The organism is Vibrio sp. 1457, from assembly GCF_033340195.1.
Taxonomy (GTDB): Bacteria; Pseudomonadota; Gammaproteobacteria; order Enterobacterales; family Vibrionaceae; genus Vibrio; species Vibrio alginolyticus.
In genome coordinates, this window is sequence record NZ_JAWOWA010000022.1 from 1 (window position 1) to 17357 (window position 17357).

A 17357-nucleotide genomic window follows, 5' to 3' on the forward strand; every position below is an offset into this window, starting at 1 on the left:
ACCTTCAGACAATCCAGAAAGGTCAACGTCGTCCAGAGACCAACTTCCACCAGTCACCACCGTTTCTAAGTTTATGATCGCTCCTAACGAGTCGGTTACCGTAACTTGGATACGCTGGCCATCTTCAATGTTTTCAATCGTTCCTTCGAGGCGAGTAGTCGCGATTTCGTACTGATTTAAATACTCATCCCCTCCACCATCAAAATTGACATTCACCGTTGCAAGCGTATCTTTAATGGTCGTATCGACGGCGTTCAGGTTGTTGCCATAAATGTCAGAAACCACAGAAGTCACCGTAAGCGGCCCTTCGGTAAGGGAAGACAGATCAACGCCTGATAGGGTATAAGCCTCATTCTCTACGGTCGTTGTAACAGTAATGGAATTATTGAGGCTGTCGGTAATGGTGATAGTAACAAGCCACTCATTGCTTATCTTGAGTGCGTCACCTTGAATCGTGACACTAGGAACTTCAAACTGGTTTTCGTATCCATCACCGCCATCAAGAATATCCACCGTTAATATAGCATCGGGATTCAACCGCTCAGGAGCCTGAGTCTCAGAAGTTGGGTTCTCTCTTTCTTGCACTGCTGGCCTAGTAACATAGCCATTAGAAACGAGTTGCTCAGGTAAAACAGCGCGAATATAGGCAACAAAACTTAACCCACCAGAAGACTCACTAAAATCTCGAACGCTCTGATTAAAAGTGGATTCAATACCGTTTTGAGATGCAATTAAAAGATCATTCGAACTCGATTCATCCTCACTTGTTGAATCTTCATTAAATGCAATATCGAGAATGTCAGTATTAAGAACAACCACCTCTACTTCTGGAACTAATTGTTCGTTAGGCAACATTTGGATCCAAGAACCGTCACTTAAAACCGCCCAAAGAACATTACCGACTTGAATGTAGAGTATTGGCTGCATAATTCGCCCCATATGAAACAACGAAGTTTAAGTATGGTCGACGAATGTGACTGTTCAAATGAAACTAGAAAAAACATGGCCCTAAATGGCTCTAATGAGATATTGAACCAAAAACATACCTCATGCATGCGAGAAAGAGCCATTGGGGTAAACTACTTCTGGCGTAACCCATCCACTGGAAATTGATTGAAATTCCCCTTGCTACAATCGGGCTCATATCCAAATGGAGCAGGGAAAGGAATCGTATCGCAGCTTGTTGAAACGGAAGATTCAAACTTTACTCTCTTTCCTATCATGATAGGAAATAACCATGTGGCATTATTTCTTAAATCAAACTCCTCTTTAGGGTCATCAATCAAATTGTATATTTCAGGGATCTGTAATGGGCGCCCTTTCTCCGGCATGATATCTTGATCAATAAAGTGCATCTTGTAATTTTCCCACTTATAAGCGTAGGTTTCAGATCCATTGTTAACGATGAAACCATCTCGATTAGACTTTTCACTATCTCCCTTTAAAAAGGCCCACTGATCAATACTATCTATTGTTCTATCGCTTGGTAATTTGTATCCACCGACATGAGAAAGTGAGGCAAATAGATCCACAACATGGATAATTTCATCACTCACTCTGCCCGGTTTGATGTGGTTAGGCCAAGAGGCAATAAATGGTGTTCGGAGAGAGCCTTCAAGAGCCGTAAAGTACGCACCACGCCATGGTCCGCTAGAGCCTTGGTATGGCATATGCCACTCTGGACCGTTGTCAGAAAACCAAATCACTAGTGTATTATCTTTAATTCCTGCTTTTTCTATTGCACCAATAACTTGCCCAGCTCGAAAATCTATCTCAGCTAACACATCTGAGTAATTTCCTTTGCCTGTTTTACCAATAAAATCAGGATGAGGTAGCGTCGGTAAATGTGGTTGAGTAAAAGTAATTACAGAGAAAAATGGCTTATTCTCTTTCACATTTCGATTTATAAAATCTGTGGCATGTTCAACTAGCTCACTGTCAATCGTTCTACGTGAGTCCAAATTATATTCTTTGACCCCTTTAGGATCCTGCCCTGCTCTAGCTGAAAGGATTTGAGGTTTAGGTAATATAGCTTTATAACCGGGTTGAGAGCTATATTCTGACTCATCCGTCGTATTTGCAATGCCATACCATTCATCAAAGCCTTGATCCGTTGGAAAGCGCCCTTTTTGGTCTCCCAAATGCCATTTCCCGTAAAGGCTCGTGTTATATCCTTGTTCCTTAAACTTCTCTGCAATGGTTATCTCCCAGTTCACCATACCGTAAGGCACTCCCCAAACAACCTTATCTGTCCCAGATCTAAGCGCTCGCCTCCCCGTCATGAATGAGGAGCGAGTTGGCGTGCATTGCGGTTCCACATTAAAATTAGTAAGGCGTACACCTTCTCTAGCAAGTTGATCTAAGTTTTTAGTTTCAACACCTCTGGTACTCCCATAGGAACTTAGTTCCCCCCACCCAAGGTTATCAACCAACATTACCACGACATTTGGTGTCTCTTCCGCAACCACTTCTAACGGGATACATAGAAACAGGATAGTTGCTAGTTTATTTTTCATAGTGTCGCCTTTCATTGAAATTCAATCCTGTAAGTGCGTCTTATCACACTTAAAACACACTAAAGTCTAGTCCATGTTAGTTAACATTTTTGAAAAACAGGGATTACTTGGAAGCAACAAAAAACCTCTACTATATTCAACTGACTACATTGTCTCATTTGGTGTCATCTCACTCGACTTCGCCATGATGAACACAATTAGTAACGTTATATAACGATAATGGATTCATTTATCGCGGAGGATTTTCATGCGAAACTCGATTAAAAAGGTAATGGCATTGGTCGGTACATTAGCTGCGTCCACAGCCTTTGCTGCCGATAAGCCCAACATCCTTGTGTTCTGGGGTGACGATGTAGGTGTATACAACATTAGTGCATATCACAATGGTATGATGGGAGGGAAGACTCCTAACATTGATAAAATCGCCAATGAAGGTGCCATTTTCACAGACGCTTACGCACAACAGAGTTGTACTGCCGGACGAGCCTCATTTATTCTGGGTCAACATCCGTTTCGTACCGGTCTATTGACTATTGGTATGCCCGGCGCAAAAGAGGGTATTCAATCGAAAGATCCTACTATCGCAGAGTTACTTAAAAATCACGGCTATGTGTCTGGTCAGTTTGGTAAAAACCACCTTGGTGATCAAGATGAGCACCTACCAACTAACCATGGGTTTGATGAGTTCTTTGGTAACCTATACCATTTAAACGCGGAAGAAGAGCCTGAGTCTGAGTTTTATCCAAAAGATCCAGAGTTTCGTAAAAAATTCGGACCTCGAGGCGTGTTGAAGGCGACTGCGGATGGCAAAATCGAGGACACAGGTCCCCTTACTCGTAAGCGTATGGAAAACGTAGACCGAGAGTTCATGGATGCTAGCTTGGCCTTTATGGAAAAAGCAGTAAAAGAAGACAAACCATTCTTTATTTGGCATAACTCAACCCGTATGCACGTCTGGACACATTTGAGTGAAGAATATCAAGGGAAGTCAGGTTACGGCTTATACGCCGATGGCATGATGGACCTAGATGATCAAGTAGGTGTCATGCTTGATAAACTTGAAGAGCTAGGCGTAGCAGATAACACCATTGTTGTTTTTAGTACTGATAATGGCGCTGAGAAATTTACCTGGCCAGATGGTGGTACTACACCGTTCAAGGGCGAAAAAGGTACGACTTGGGAAGGCGGATTCCGCGTTCCGATGATGGTACGCTGGCCTGGAAACATTAAACCAGGAACGGTTATCAACGATATCTTTTCACAAGAAGACTGGATGCCAACTCTACTCGCAGCTGTGGGCGAACCTGATGTGAAAGAAAAACTATTGAAGGGTCATAAAGCAGCGGGCAAAACCTTTAAAGCACATTTAGATGGCTACAACCAACTTGATCTGCTGACTGGTAAAGCTGATGAAGGCGCACGCAAAGAAATCTTTTACTTCGATGCTGGTGGTAATTTAAACGCCGTTCGTTATAAAGACTGGAAGATCCACTTCAGTATTATGGAGGGTGCCATTAATGAGGCATACCGCAAAACACCTAGTTGGCCTTTGATTGTAAACCTTCGTATGGATCCATTTGAGGTCGGTCCAGATGCAGCACTTTACGTCAGACATTTTTACGCTGATCAAATGTGGATGTTCGTTCCTGCTCAAGCTATCGTGCGTAAGTTCCTAGAGACATTTAAGGAGTTCCCTGCAACGAAAGGTAGCTCGTTAAGTATTGAAAAAGTGGTAGAAACAATGACACAGCAACCTAGAAACTAGACCCTAGGTATCGAAGCTATTGTGGAATTAACTAAGGCCTCAATTGTGAGGCCTTTTATTTCGTTGCAATTGTTTGGTTGCAGCAAGTTATGGTCAAACAAAGATTATCATTTAGTGCTCTCTTTAAACACTTGATTCCAATCTTGTTTCATATCGACAAATAGCCAACCTTGCTCTTCACCTACTTTAAACGATTTATCTAACTTACCAACATGCGAATCTTTATCATACGCCCATTCACGCTTGTCATCCGTGTGATGGATAATCGCAGAAAATCTTGGACCTGAACCTGCTTTCGTCCACTCTAACATCTGTAAATCACCATCAGAATTACCAAACGCCATTACCGGACGTTTGCCAATGAAGTTTTGAATCGTCACAGGCTTTACTGCTTTGTCATTGACAAAGTCTATTTCCGGCATGCGTTGGATGGTAGGTTTTCCATCAACACTTTGATATTCCGCCTTTAACGTCGTTCCCACGATGTTTTGCGTTGGAATGCCGTATACTTCCGGCGCCCAAACGCGCATAAATTCAATTCCGCCTCCAGAAACGATGTAGGTCTGATAGTCGTTCGCTCTTAAATAGTCGAGCAGTTCGAGCATAGGTTGATAGACCATTTCAGTGTATGGTCTACCCGTTGTTGGATGGACAGCCGTTTTCAACCATTCCTTAACTTCTTGATGAAACTGTTCAGTAGACATTCCAGAATGGGTTGCCATAACAAGCTTCATTACACCTTCGAGTCCTTGTTTACCAATCCCCTCCATGTCATCTTTTAATGCGGAAGCAAAGGGTTCGGTTGTCTTCCAATCAGGATGCTCAGAGGCCATTTCTTTTACTCTATCGATCGCAAAAAACAACTGTAGATAAACAGGCTTTTCTGCCCAAAGTGTTCCATCATTATCAAACGTCGCGATTCGTTGGCTTTCAGGAACATAGGAATCCGAACCTTGGGTCGTTGTTTTCGTAACAAACGCCATAATAGCTTGCTTAGCGTCAGTGTTGTTCCATGACGGAAGTGGATCTTGCATATCAGCAGCAACAGCGTAACTAGACAGAGCAAAACCTGTTGCTAAGACAATCGTCTTTAACTTTATAGCCATCTTAATTCCTTATATTGAGGTGCTAGGTGCGAATCCAATCAAAAGTATAGTTCAATTGAAACAGGCGCATATTGAACTGAAATATGCAACGGCCACCAAAAAGTGACAATGTCACCAATCTAGTCCACTATTTTATTAAAATAGAAACATGGAATTTAACGATTAGAGTTTAAATTCATTGGCTTCAACTGATGTAGGGGCACTTTTACGTCCCTTTTTCTGATTGAGCTCTTCAATAACATAGTCGGGAGCGACCTTCGTTAGCTCTGTTAAACAGTCATCCGTTTTAGGGTTGCCGTATCTAACATAGATGTCACACACGGCATACAATTGTTCTGGAGCACCGGATATCAAATACGCTTGCTCAAAAGCGTTGACAGACTTCTTCAAGTCTAACTCTTCTTGCAGAACACCATTTAAGTACCAAAAGTAACTGTTCGTCTTTGCCATCGTCGCAGCTTTGTCTATTTCAAACGCCGCTTCTTTCTTTTTGTCTAATCTAACCAAAGCGAGAGATTTAGAATAATGCAGCGAGGCATCTTCTGAATTTAGCTTGATACCCTCGTCAAGCACGTTGATAGCTTTTTGGTCTAGCTGTTGCGCTCGGAAGTTGTCTGCATAGCTTAACCAAACTTGAGGGTTGTTTGGCTCAAGCTTAGTTAACTCTGGGTATATCAGCGCCGCTTTATCCCAATCACGATGCCAACGGTAAACGTCTGCAAGTAATAACTTGGAAACATTATCGTTCTTACTGGACAAGTGTGCTGTCAGCTCTGAAACAGGCCCCTCAAGTGACTGCTGTTGCTCCGAACTCAAATTGGCGTAATCTCGAACGAGGTTAATCGCTGCTGTAATTCGCACCATGGCGGCGTCATCACTCAATAATGGTGAAATCAAACGCCAACGGTGCTCAATCATATATGGCTGTGCTCCCACGATCGCAGCTTCGCGAATACCTGCATCTTCATCCTGCAACCCACGGGCAACTGCAACCAATGCATTTTGGCTTGGATAGTTGGCTAACTCACGTAAAGCATCAATACGTTTTTCTGAAGACAACTTTTTATTTTGCGCATCATAAGACAGCTTTTCGACTCGTTGCGCCGGTGTCATTTGAGCTTCTTGTGGAGTGACAACCGTTGTCGGCGATACCTGGTCTGGGTCTAGCAATGTTGTTTCTTGTGCCACTGCTGTTTGACTCGCAGCAATGCCGATCGAGATCACGAGTAATGATTTAGAGAGCAGCTTAATTTTTTGCATTCAATAACCTATATTCTTTCATTTCCGGGCCTGTAGCAGGCGTAGTGACTATCTTAAAACTTCGTTTCAAACACAGTCTGTGTTTGAGTAGCTTGCTGGCGTAGAATCTGGTCACTGTATTTACCGTGAACCACTGGGTTACCTGTCGCTCGTAAGATGTACGCCATCGACTGATCAACATGGGTAAAAAACTTCTTCCAACCCGCGCAGAGATAATTAAGACCAGGCTCACCTTGCCTAGTACGGATAAAACGGTTTTTGGGACATTCTCCAAAACATGCAAATTGATAATCACATTGAAGGCACTGTTGGGGCAGCGTACGACTTTTAGCAAACCCAAATTTCTGCTGCTCAGAGCTATAAGCGAGCGTATCGAGCTTTTCGTGATGAATGTTTCCAACCTTATATTCTGGGTACACGTAATGATCACACGCAAACACATCACCATTAGGCTCCATTGCTAAGCCCTTCCCGCAGATTTCACCTAACGTACACAGTGGGTTTTTTCTGCCCATCCAGGTTTCGATACTGGCTTCAAAGTACTGCACAAACACGTTGCCGATATCGTGTAAAACCCATTCATTGAAAATCGCGATCAGAAAATTTCCCCATGCTTCATCCGCAACGCAAAAAGGCTCAATAACGGCATCTTTATGACCTGGGATCAACCGTTTATCTCCTTGCTTTAGTTGCTCGTTTGGCTCCCAAGTTTGAGGGGCGGTTGTTCTGAATGTTTTCTGCTCAACTATTGGAATAAACTGCATTTGAGGGGAGCGTACTTCATCTCGCAAGAATCGGTACACTTCAAGTGGGTTACGTCCGGTCAAGTTGTTAACACAAGTGAGCGTAGCAAACTTTACTTCGTGCTTATGTAATAATTCAACCGCATTCATAACTTGCCGGAATGTGCCTCTACCAGCTCGGTTTGTTCGGTAAGCGTTGTGCATCATTTCTGGGCCATCAATGCTTAAACCGACGAGAAAGTTGTTCGCCTTTAAAAACTCACACCATTCATCGTTAAGCAGTGTGCCATTAGTCTGGAGATCATTGGAGATCGTAATGCCATCGGGACGGTATTTATTCTGTAGCTCAACAATTGTCTTGAAATAATCCAAACCTAGCATTGTCGGCTCACCACCCTGCCAAGAGAAAATGATTTCAGGTGTATTCTGTCCCGCTATATATTGACGGATATAGGTCTCTAGCGTTTCCTCATCCATGACTGGTGAGCAGCCTGGCTTGTACTCAAGTAAATCTTGTTTGTTTAGGTAATAACAATAGGTGCAATCGATATTGCACACTGCACCGATAGGTTTCGCCATGACATGTAATCGCTTGGATGCTTTTCCATTGAACTGCGGACCTTGAGTTATGTGCATTCATCACCTTCTTAGTTGCTAGCCTGTGCCCAACGGCGTTAAGACTAATCATTAAGTTAATCGCCTAGTGTGATGATAATGTTCAATTATTCGTGGCGCTTGTTATAGTGTGTATAACTGTTTTTCATAGACTTGCTTGATAAAATTCTTTGATCATAAATGTTGATGGAGCTCCCCTATGAAGCATTCCAAAAGTAATACTCTTTACCTTGGTGCCGCTATTTCGATTTCGCTAATTATGACTGGATGTGCAACAACACAACCTAGCCCTCTTGCTCAAAAAATCGCTCAAGATATGGTTCTTATTGAAGGTGGACAATTTATGATGGGCTCGGATAATCCATCAGCAAATAAATCCGAGCGCCCGGCTCGCACCGTTCGCGTGGATGATTTCTATTTGGCAAAATTTGAGGTAACCCAAGAGTTATTCGAATCGGTTACAGGCTCTTCTCTGAGTTATTTTAGAAACCCAAATACGCCCGTGAATAACATTAGCTGGCAACAAGCCAATTATTTTATAAAGAAATTGAATGAAAAAACGGGAGAGCACTATCGTTTACCCACCGAAGCAGAATGGGAGTTTGCAGCGAAAGGGGGGAATCTAAGTCAAGGATTCACTTACGCGGGGTCTGATGATATTAACGACGTTGCCTGGTATGCCAGTAACTCAAACAATAAGGCACACAAGGTAGGTCAGAAAAAACCGAATGAGCTTGGCTTATACGATATGACGGGTAATGTTGGTGAGTTTGTTATTGATGCGTTTGATGAAGGCTATTACAAATCAGCACCAAGTGATAATCCGGTAAACGCAAAAGATGAAAAAGAAAGCCTGGCACACAAGTCTGTACGAGGTGGTAGCTTTGCCTATGATGCTGACGAATCCGAAAACTATCGTCGCGATTTTGCTAGCCAGTCAGTCATCATGTCCGACATGGGGCTGAGATTAGCGAAAGACGCTGATTAAACCAAGTAAGAAAAAGTGGAGCGATAAAAGCTCCACTTTTGGTAATTAGCTCCTATTGACCCCAACAATAGAGGCTTTAAGCTGATCAATAGCTTGTTTAGGTGCATAGTGACTAAGCTCTTGTATGCACCTATCGAAAGCAAAAGCGACAGCACCTTTTTTATGATTTCTCGCTAGAACCTCGCATTGAGCAAACAAGTGTTGTGGATTGCCACCGACTTCAAATGCTGTATGCAACGCTTTACTGGCTTCTAGAACATCGCTTTTTTCTAAAGCTAGACCGTACACGTACCAATAATGCGCATTAGTTTCACCAATTTCTGCGGCGCGTCTAAGTAGCTTTTTCGCATCATCGGCTTTGCCTTGACGTAACAAAGAAAGACCTGCGCTGTATGGTAATGTGCTGGATTTAGGTTGAGCTTTCATCCCTTGTTGTAGCACCGTGATCGCAGCTTCTTCTTTACCTAGGTGGCGATACAAATCTGCTAGGTTAACGTAGCTATTTTCGAAGTAGGGTTCGATGCTGATCGCTTGTTTATACAGCTCGGCCGCTTTGTCGATTTCACCTAAGCTGCGGTACACATTCGCCAAATTGGTTCTTCCGAAACCACGATCGGCATTAAACTCTTGAATTTCCATGTACTCTTCTAAAGGCGATTTAATTATATCTTTTTGTAAAGGGGTCATTTGTGCGTAGTTCGCAACCAGCGCCGAGGCAGCTTCCGCTCTCACTGAAAGCACCGGGTCACCAAGTAATGGCTCTAGAATCCGCCACCGGTCATGAAATTCATAACCAGACGAGCCTGAAATTGCCCCTAATCGAACCATTTCATTCTCATTCTTAACGGCCCTAGCCAAAGATACTGTTGTATTTTGGTCAGTGTTGCCCCCCATTCTCTCCAGGGCTGAAGCACGAATAATGTCTTTTAACGACGAATCCTGAGCAGAGTATGCCAACGCATTTGCTGCTCCTTGATGACCAATTGAATCCGCATAAAATGCGACAGCAAAATGTTGTTGATTACGATACTTCGAATTCGGGTACCATTCTGCTATCTGTTCATCGGCCCATTGATTGCTTTTATCTTCATGGCATGACATGCAAACATTGGGCGTTCCAATGTGTTTGCTCAAATCCGGTCGTGGAATATGCCAACTGTGGTCTCTACGAGGATCGACTTGCATGTAAGTCGTTTCTGGCATGTGACAAGTCGTACATTGCGATGCTTCAGATTCAGCCTTATGAAAGGTATGCTTTTCAGGTGTATATTCCGATGCAATATGGCATTGCGAACATACTGCCTCTTCTGGGATCGTTAACTCTGCCGTGTGTGGATCATGGCAATTAGTGCACGTGACCCCTTTCTCCGCCATTTCAGATTGAAGAAACGAACCATAAACATAATCTTCGTCGTAAATCTGTCCATCATGATAGTAGAGTTCAGGTGTTATAAGGCTTAAGCGATATTTATCAAAAAAGGAACCTTTAACATGATCACCTGTTTCATTTAACTGGGTTCGGCGACTATGGCATTGAGCGCATGTTTGCACTTGATTGGTTGCTTCAATTGATTTCGGCTGTAACGTACTATGGCCTTCCTCAAACACCCAATCCAACACTGCTTTAGACAAATTTCGATCAAAGCCATAATGGCTGTCATGCTCAAAAGAAGTGCCAGCATTTTTGTATTTCTTGGCCAGTTCTATGTGCTGACTAGCGGGACCATGGCATGCTTCGCATCCCACATTAATCTCTGACCATGAGCTGTTGTAAGTGTTTTTGTCAGCGTCGTAATTCTTCTTTAGGTTCGTTGAATGGCAATCAGCACACATAAAGTTCCAATTTTGCCCGGTATTGGTCCAATAGAATTCATCCGTTGTTGTCGTTTCTGGATAAAGATGAAACCAACGCTGTCCCCCTTCAACTTTAGCTCTTGTGTCCCAAGCAAAAGGAATAAGCTGCACGCGGCCATCTTCAAACTCGACCATGTACTGCTGTAATGGCTCCCAGCCAAATGTATAGCTGATCTTATAGTCATGCCATTGCCCGTCAGCACCTTGAATATTGACCCAAAATTCGTCGCCTTTTTTAAAAAAACGATTAGGCATTCCTTTGTGTGTTACAACATGGTTATCAAAATTACCACGCACAGAGGTTGTACTTGCATGCTTCATGGCCATATCGTGATGTGACCCTTTCCAGGCCTCCACTTCGTTTTGGTGGCAATCTATACAAGCTTGTGTGCCAGCATATTCTGGATTTAAGCCTGAAGGAATATTTGGTTTCTCTGTTAATAACTCTTGAGAAAAAGCCATAAAACTGACAACAACGTTGACCAGCAATAAAATGCGAAACCGGCCTGCCCACTGACTCATAGATATCCTTATATTTATAATGTACAACCTAAATCAATATAGACACTAAATCACTGGTTATACAAATAATTACAAGCAATACATAACGACTTTAGTATTGCTTTAGGACCGTAAAACAAGCGAGCATCCTATTGTTTTTCATTTCCATCCCCCTCTTCTACTACGCAATAAAAATAAGGCTCTTCAGTGATCTAAATCTACTTTACGAATCTCTACAAACTAACAGAACAATCCTATTTCTTCTTAATTAACAAATGGTTACAACCTAGCAATAACTTATGGTTATATCGAGTATAAGAGGATTTTTCTATATACATCATTAACTTATGCAGCAACTAAGCATAAGGCTCACTTGTGCTTATCTTTACTCTCAACAATCTGGAGTTTTTATGGCAAATCAATTGAGCAAAATCGCTGTAGGCGCAGGACTGTTAGCGGCGTCCAGTGCTGCTATGGCAGCCGACAAACCGAATATTCTGGCAATTTTTGGTGACGATATCGGCTACTGGAATATCAGCGCATACAACCAAGGTATGATGAGTTACAAAACGCCAAACATCGACCGTATCGCGAATGAAGGTGCGTTGTTCACAGATCACTACGGACAACAGTCTTGTACTGCTGGTCGCGCGGCCTTTATTACGGGTGAAGAGCCATTTCGTACGGGTTTGTTAACAATTGGTATGCCAGGCTCTGACCACGGCATACCTGATTGGGCGCCAACCATTGCAGACCTGTTAAAAGAACAAGGTTACATGACGGGTCAATTTGGTAAAAACCACTTAGGTGACCAAGATAAGCACTTACCGACAAAACACGGCTTTGACGAATTCTTCGGTAACTTATATCACCTAAACGCAGAAGAAGAACCTGAAACTTATTACTACCCTAAAGACCCAGAGTTTCGTAAAAACTATGGCCCTCGTGGTGTCATTAAGTCTTATGCCGACGGTAAGATTGAAGACACTGGCCCGATGACACGAAAACGTATGGAGCACGCAGATGAAGAGTTCCTAGAGAGCTCTTTGGCATTTATGGAAAAAGCAGTTAAGGCGGATAAACCCTTCTTTATTTGGCATAACGCCACTCGTATGCACGTTTGGACTCGCTTGCAGGAAAAATACCAAGGTAAATCAGGTGTAAGCATTTATGCCGATGGTATGCTGGAACATGATGATCATGTAGGTGTTTTACTCGACAAGCTGGATGAGCTAGGTGTTGCAGACAACACTATCGTTATCTACTCAACGGACAACGGCGCAGAAACCATGACTTGGCCAGATGGTGGCGCAACACCATTCCATGGTGAAAAAGGTACAACTTGGGAAGGCGGTATGCGTGTTCCTCAACTGGTTCGTTGGCCAGGCGTCATTAAGCCAGGAACCAAGATCAATGAAATGATGGCACACCAAGACTGGTTGCCTACATTATTGGCAGCTGCTGGCGTACCTGATGTAAAAGAAAAACTGGCAGAAGGCTACAAAGCAAATGGCAAAGAATGGCGTGTGCATTTAGATGGTTACAACTTCATGCCATACTTTGAAGGTAAGGAAGAAAAAGGCCCTCGTGAGTCGCTGCTTTACTTTACGTCTAATGGTGAATTAAACGCTGTCCGCTGGAATGACTGGAAACTTCACTTTGCAACGCTTGAAGGGAACCTAAGTAACGCCGTTCGTTTTGCTCCGAACTGGCCTAAAATCATCCACCTACGCGCTGACCCATTCGAAAAAGGCCCAAGCGAATCACAAATGTACTTGCGTTGGATGGCTGACAACATGTGGCTATTTGTACCTGTACAAGACGTTGTGGGAGAGTTCTTTAAAACACTTCCAGAATACCCAATGCAACGTGGCACAGCGATGAACCCTGCTTCACTAAACTACGACTCTCTAAAAATGCAAGAGAAGCTGCAACAACTAGACAAAGTTGAACAAGAAATCAGCAAGTTTAAGTAAACTAAGTTAACGTTAGTTAATCAGTAACATAAGCCAGCAGACCATTCTGCTAGCTTATGTGTATCGCCACATAGGAACTTACTTAAATCGCCTGTTTAGCCTATACAAAGTGGGCATTGTGAGTACAAACTGAAAAACAAAAAAAGGAGAGCTAACCTGCTCTCCTTTATATTTTAACCGTGGATAAACTAAGCCACATTAACCGATTTAGCTAAACTGCTACTTTGGAAAAACTCATCATGCAATGCGCAAATCGCGTGCTGGTATTCCTTATCACCGACAACAAATTGAACATTTACATTTCTCAATGATGAGTGCAGTGCAACTGGCGTAACGCCATTATTCATCAATGCAAGCACACCTTTCGCCAACGTCTTGTTGGTATCAATTTGAGAACCGATGGCTGAGATAAGCGCGACCATACGACCTTTAATCGAGGCATTCGGATAACGTTTCTCGGCTTTATACAATACTTTGTTTAAGCTATCAGTACTGCCACCTAGATAGTAAGTAATTGAGTTAGCGTTCATCTCTTTACCAACCAAACTTACACGAGCATCGGAGATGATTTCCATCAATTCGTAACTAACGTTATCGGCTTTTCCTACCATTGCTTGGTCAAACAAATGCAGTGCAAATACTTTCTCTTTACCTGCGATGATCTCGACTTTGTCTTCTTCTGGGCGGTAGCTTGAAGAGATCAAAGTACCTTCGTGTTCAGGTTCGAATGTATTTTTAATCTGTAGCTCAATACCACTTTCACGTAAACCCGCAGCGGCATTTGGGTGAATCGCTTCCATGCCAAGGTTAGCAAGTTGGTCTGCTACGTCATAGTTTGTACTACCAATTGGTAATACTTTTTCAGGGCCAACAACGCGTGGGTCTGCTGAGCTCAAGTGGTACTCTTTGTGAATTACTGCTAAATCCGCTTTTGTTATTGCTGCAATTCGGCTAAATGTCATCTCACTATAACCTCGGTCATAAGTGTGCATTAGGCCCTCTTTACAGTAAGCATAACCTGTCACGATTGGCAGTTCTTTTGATACATCGATATCAGCAAACGCGTCACTGATCGACTCATCAAGGCTTCTTGGCGCTTGATTATCCCAACCAGACAGGTCAACGAACTTAGCGTTAATACCCATATTTTTTAGTTTTAGTGCTGTGTTGTAAGCACTATGTGCCTCACCGATAGACGAGAGAAACTCTCGAATTTGAGGCAAGTACTGGCGCAACGAAAATTGACCGTACTGACAGGTTTCTAAAATATTCGCGATACAGTTTTTCGCTTCAGCAATGCGGGAGCGAATGAATTTATCCGCACGGATACGATTCATTGGGTCCGCAAAAATATTTTCATTGGTCAGCAACATACGGCTTTCAACGTACGCTAACGCTTCTTCCCATTTGTCGTCGCGTTTCGCGATAAGCTGATAAACGCCTGGTTTACTGGTTTTTTTACACTCGAGCAGCGCATCGGTCATACCACCGTATGCAGATACGACAAAAATACGATTGTATGGTGTTTTGGGACGAAGAATAATATTGTCGAGAACAGCATCAAATGCTGTCATTGATGTACCGCCGATTTTTTCTACGGTAAATGTCATGATAAGCCTTTTTTGATTGGTAACTTTAAAAAGAAAAAAGAAGAGATAGTAAAGTGTGGGGTGGCAAAGCACCCCACCATCATCTTTTAGTCAACGAGAGGATAAACACCGTTTTCATCGTGCACTTCAGCGCCAGTAATCGGTGGGTTAAACACACACGCCATTACCATTTCTTTATTCTTATAAGCTCTCAAGTAGTGCTCATCGTGTTTATCAAGGATGTATAATGTACCTGGTTTGATTGGGTACGTTTCTCCACCTACAACTTCAATCTCACCTTCACCACTCATACAAAACACCGATTCAAGGTGGTTTTGATAGTGAATATGAGTTTCTGTATCTTCATAAATCGTTGTGATGTGGAAAGAGAAACCCATGTTGTCGTCTTTCAACAACATGCGGACACTTTCCCAGTTATCTGAAACAACACGTCGTTCGCTGTTGCGGCATTCATCTAGAGTTCTGACGATCATAATTAAAATCCTTATTAAGATGCTTGTTTGAAATGTTTCGCAGCGATAGTCTCTACTGCATTTTCAAAGATGCTTAGTCCTTGATCTAGCTCTGATTCGCTGATGGTTAGTGGACAGAAGAACTTCACAACTTCATCGTCTGGACCCGCTGTCTCTATCACCATTCCATTCTCGAAACAGTTTTTCGCAATTTCAGATGCCATGTCACCATTGATACATTCAATACCAACCATCATGCCGCGGCCTTTTTTCTGCACAAACATTTGAGGAAAGCGACGAACACAACGGTCAATCACTGCACTTACCTTGTCTGAACACTGCTTGATGTGTGTTTCAAAATCATCGTTTGCCCAGTAAATTTCTAGTGCTTTTGCAGCAGTAATAAAGGCGTGATTATTGCCACGGAACGTACCGTTATGCTCGCCTGGCTTCCACTGGTCAAGCTCAGGCTTAAGTAATACGACAGCCATCGGCAAACCGTAACCACCGATCGACTTCGATAGCGTCACGATATCCGGTTGGATACCAGACGGCTCGAAACTAAAGAAAGTACCAGTACGTCCGCAACCTGCTTGAATGTCATCGACAATCACAAGAATGTCATTGGCTTTACAGATTTTGCTCAAACGTTGTAACCACTCGTTTGAAGCAGCATTTAAACCACCTTCACCCTGCACAGTTTCAAGAAGTACAGCGGCTGGTTTATCCATACCTGCAGAGTTATCATTTAGCATGGTTTCGAACAGCGCGAGACCATCTACGCCAGCGTAACCTTCAAATGGAATACGAGTGACGTTACTTAGACTAGAACCGTTACCTTGTCTGTGATGCTGGTTACCCGTTGCAGCCAGTGCGCCAGCAGTACAACCATGGAAGCCGTTAGTAAACGCAACGACGCTGTCGCGGCCTTTTACTTTTTTAGCCAGCTTCAATGCCGCCTCAACAGCGTTAGTACCTGTTGGGCCCGTAAACTGAACCTTGTAATCCAAGTTTCTTGGTTTAAGGATGTAAGTATCCAACGCTTCCAGAAACGATGCTTTCGCTTCTGAGTGCATATCCAAACCGTGAGTAATGCCGTCCATTTCAATGTACTCAAGCAACGCTTGTTTTAGTACTGGATTGTTATGGCCGTAATTTAGAGATCCCGCTCCAGCAAGGAAGTCTAAGTATCGTTCACCTTGTTCTGTTTCTAGCCAGCAGCCTTTCGCTTTACGAAAAACGACCGGGAAATTGTTTGAATATGAGCGTACGTTGGATTCCTGCTTTTTGAAAATATCCATGATGAGACCGTTTTTAATTCCTATTGTTTGAGGATTATTTGAGAGGAATGCGATACAAATATTCTGTATCGTGTTTGCCTTTAAAGTGGGCTTCTTCATCCAAAAATGTGCTTACTTGGCCAGAATTGCCGTTCATCGCATCTAACTTTTTGAATAGTGCCCAAGAGGCTTTATTATCTTCCGTGATGGTAGTTTCTACCGATTTAACACCGCCTAATTCCTCTCGGGTGAGAAGTTCTTTCAACATGCGGAATGCTAAACCATGACCTCTAAAGCGAGGTGAGACTGCAACTTGCCAGACAAATAAAACGTCTTGCTCGTCTGGTTTCTGATAACCGGAAATGAAACCTGCGATTTCGCCTTTTTGCTCAACCAAAATACTGGTTTTGCTGAAATGCGTAGACTGTAGGAAATTGCAATAAGATGAGTTCATGTCCAATGGAGGACAGTCTGCAATTAAGCTGTAAATGTCGTCACCATCAGAGATTTTAGGCTCACGAAAAATCCATTTTTTACTTGAGTCTTCTCCAATCTCTGGATAAAGGACCCAAGGTGCTGATGTGATCATGTGAAAATACATATCCTTTGAGGTCTAATTAAATTTCCTTTTTATTATGGGCATCCCTCGCGACTAAAAATCAAATAATCCGCCTTTTTATCGGTATTTTTG

Annotated in this window: 12 protein-coding genes and 1 pseudogene; 3 read left to right on the forward strand and 10 right to left on the reverse strand. The window is 42.9% G+C overall.

Translation table 11 applies throughout. From position 1 onward, the window contains the following. Positions 1-927: pseudogene (locus R7Z41_RS18785) on the reverse strand (RTX toxin); the annotation flags it as partial. Between the two features lie 152 nt (positions 928-1079). After that, complete coding sequence (locus tag R7Z41_RS18790) at positions 1080-2516, reverse strand: arylsulfatase (protein WP_225478180.1); 1437 nt, start codon at positions 2514-2516, stop codon at positions 1080-1082. Positions 2517-2763: 247 nt separating this feature from the next. Here R7Z41_RS18790 and R7Z41_RS18795 point away from each other — a divergent pair, with 247 nt between their 5' ends. Beyond that, positions 2764-4281 (forward strand): arylsulfatase, encoded by a 1518-nt coding sequence (locus tag R7Z41_RS18795; protein WP_005377761.1) that lies wholly within the window; start codon positions 2764-2766, stop codon positions 4279-4281. Positions 4282-4388: 107 nt separating this feature from the next. Here the strand turns inward: R7Z41_RS18795 and R7Z41_RS18800 are convergent, their stop codons facing one another. The 3 genes from R7Z41_RS18800 to R7Z41_RS18810 all read right to left on the reverse strand — a co-directional run bounded on the left by R7Z41_RS18800 (position 4389) and on the right by R7Z41_RS18810 (position 8026). Continuing rightward, positions 4389-5387 carry an HAD family hydrolase gene (locus R7Z41_RS18800; RefSeq protein WP_225478179.1) on the reverse strand — a complete coding sequence of 333 codons (999 nt, stop codon included), beginning with the start codon at positions 5385-5387 and terminating at the stop codon, positions 4389-4391. Between the two features lie 162 nt (positions 5388-5549). Then, positions 5550-6647, reverse strand: a complete 1098-nt coding sequence (locus R7Z41_RS18805; protein WP_065274487.1) for a hypothetical protein — start codon at positions 6645-6647, stop codon at positions 5550-5552. A gap of 53 nt (positions 6648-6700) precedes the next feature. Next, complete coding sequence (locus tag R7Z41_RS18810; RefSeq protein WP_065274486.1) at positions 6701-8026, reverse strand: anaerobic sulfatase maturase; 1326 nt, start codon at positions 8024-8026, stop codon at positions 6701-6703. Between the two features lie 238 nt (positions 8027-8264). On the opposite strand from R7Z41_RS18810, the gene R7Z41_RS18815 reads away from it, so the two are divergent. After that, the gene (locus tag R7Z41_RS18815) at positions 8265-8993 is read left to right on the forward strand and encodes a formylglycine-generating enzyme family protein (protein ID WP_372081184.1); all 729 of its coding nucleotides are present in this window, start codon (positions 8265-8267) and stop codon (positions 8991-8993) included. A gap of 45 nt (positions 8994-9038) precedes the next feature. Here the strand turns inward: R7Z41_RS18815 and R7Z41_RS18820 are convergent, their stop codons facing one another. Beyond that, the gene (locus R7Z41_RS18820) at positions 9039-11369 is read right to left on the reverse strand and encodes a tetratricopeptide repeat protein (protein ID WP_206970117.1); all 2331 of its coding nucleotides are present in this window, start codon (positions 11367-11369) and stop codon (positions 9039-9041) included. 389 nt (positions 11370-11758) lie between these two features. Here R7Z41_RS18820 and R7Z41_RS18825 point away from each other — a divergent pair, with 389 nt between their 5' ends. Beyond that, complete coding sequence (locus tag R7Z41_RS18825; RefSeq protein ID WP_005377767.1) at positions 11759-13324, forward strand: arylsulfatase; 1566 nt, start codon at positions 11759-11761, stop codon at positions 13322-13324. 188 nt (positions 13325-13512) lie between these two features. Here the strand turns inward: R7Z41_RS18825 and R7Z41_RS18830 are convergent, their stop codons facing one another. From R7Z41_RS18830 to ectA, 4 genes are all read right to left on the reverse strand, one after another. After that, positions 13513-14934, reverse strand: coding sequence for an aspartate kinase (locus tag R7Z41_RS18830; RefSeq protein ID WP_005377768.1), 1422 nt, complete (start codon positions 14932-14934; stop codon positions 13513-13515). An 86-nt stretch (positions 14935-15020) separates the two neighbouring features. After that, positions 15021-15407, reverse strand: coding sequence for an ectoine synthase (locus R7Z41_RS18835; RefSeq protein WP_005377769.1), 387 nt, complete (start codon positions 15405-15407; stop codon positions 15021-15023). Positions 15408-15421: 14 nt separating this feature from the next. Then, a complete protein-coding gene (gene ectB / locus R7Z41_RS18840) occupies positions 15422-16687 on the reverse strand; it encodes a diaminobutyrate--2-oxoglutarate transaminase (RefSeq protein WP_017820939.1) in 1266 nt (421 codons plus the stop codon). A gap of 34 nt (positions 16688-16721) precedes the next feature. Continuing rightward, a complete protein-coding gene (gene ectA / locus R7Z41_RS18845) occupies positions 16722-17255 on the reverse strand; it encodes a diaminobutyrate acetyltransferase (protein WP_005393379.1) in 534 nt (177 codons plus the stop codon). Between the last annotated feature and the right edge of the window lie 102 nt (positions 17256-17357).

What these genes read in the sequence shown, in the direction of transcription:
- R7Z41_RS18805 (WP_065274487.1), bottom strand. Translation starts at nt 6,647, where the DNA reads ATGCAAAAAATTAAGCTGCTCTCTAAATCATTACTCGTGATCTCGATC.
- ectA (WP_005393379.1), bottom strand. Translation starts at nt 17,255, where the DNA reads ATGATCACATCAGCACCTTGGGTCCTTTATCCAGAGATTGGAGAAGAC.
- R7Z41_RS18825 (WP_005377767.1), top strand. Translation starts at nt 11,759, where the DNA reads ATGGCAAATCAATTGAGCAAAATCGCTGTAGGCGCAGGACTGTTAGCG.
- R7Z41_RS18815 (WP_372081184.1), top strand. Translation starts at nt 8,265, where the DNA reads ATGACTGGATGTGCAACAACACAACCTAGCCCTCTTGCTCAAAAAATC.
- R7Z41_RS18820 (WP_206970117.1), bottom strand. Translation starts at nt 11,369, where the DNA reads ATGAGTCAGTGGGCAGGCCGGTTTCGCATTTTATTGCTGGTCAACGTT.
- R7Z41_RS18835 (WP_005377769.1), bottom strand. Translation starts at nt 15,407, where the DNA reads ATGATCGTCAGAACTCTAGATGAATGCCGCAACAGCGAACGACGTGTT.
- R7Z41_RS18800 (WP_225478179.1), bottom strand. Translation starts at nt 5,387, where the DNA reads ATGGCTATAAAGTTAAAGACGATTGTCTTAGCAACAGGTTTTGCTCTG.
- R7Z41_RS18795 (WP_005377761.1), top strand. Translation starts at nt 2,764, where the DNA reads ATGCGAAACTCGATTAAAAAGGTAATGGCATTGGTCGGTACATTAGCT.
- R7Z41_RS18810 (WP_065274486.1), bottom strand. Translation starts at nt 8,026, where the DNA reads ATGCACATAACTCAAGGTCCGCAGTTCAATGGAAAAGCATCCAAGCGA.
- ectB (WP_017820939.1), bottom strand. Translation starts at nt 16,687, where the DNA reads ATGGATATTTTCAAAAAGCAGGAATCCAACGTACGCTCATATTCAAAC.
- R7Z41_RS18790 (WP_225478180.1), bottom strand. Translation starts at nt 2,516, where the DNA reads ATGAAAAATAAACTAGCAACTATCCTGTTTCTATGTATCCCGTTAGAA.
- R7Z41_RS18830 (WP_005377768.1), bottom strand. Translation starts at nt 14,934, where the DNA reads ATGACATTTACCGTAGAAAAAATCGGCGGTACATCAATGACAGCATTT.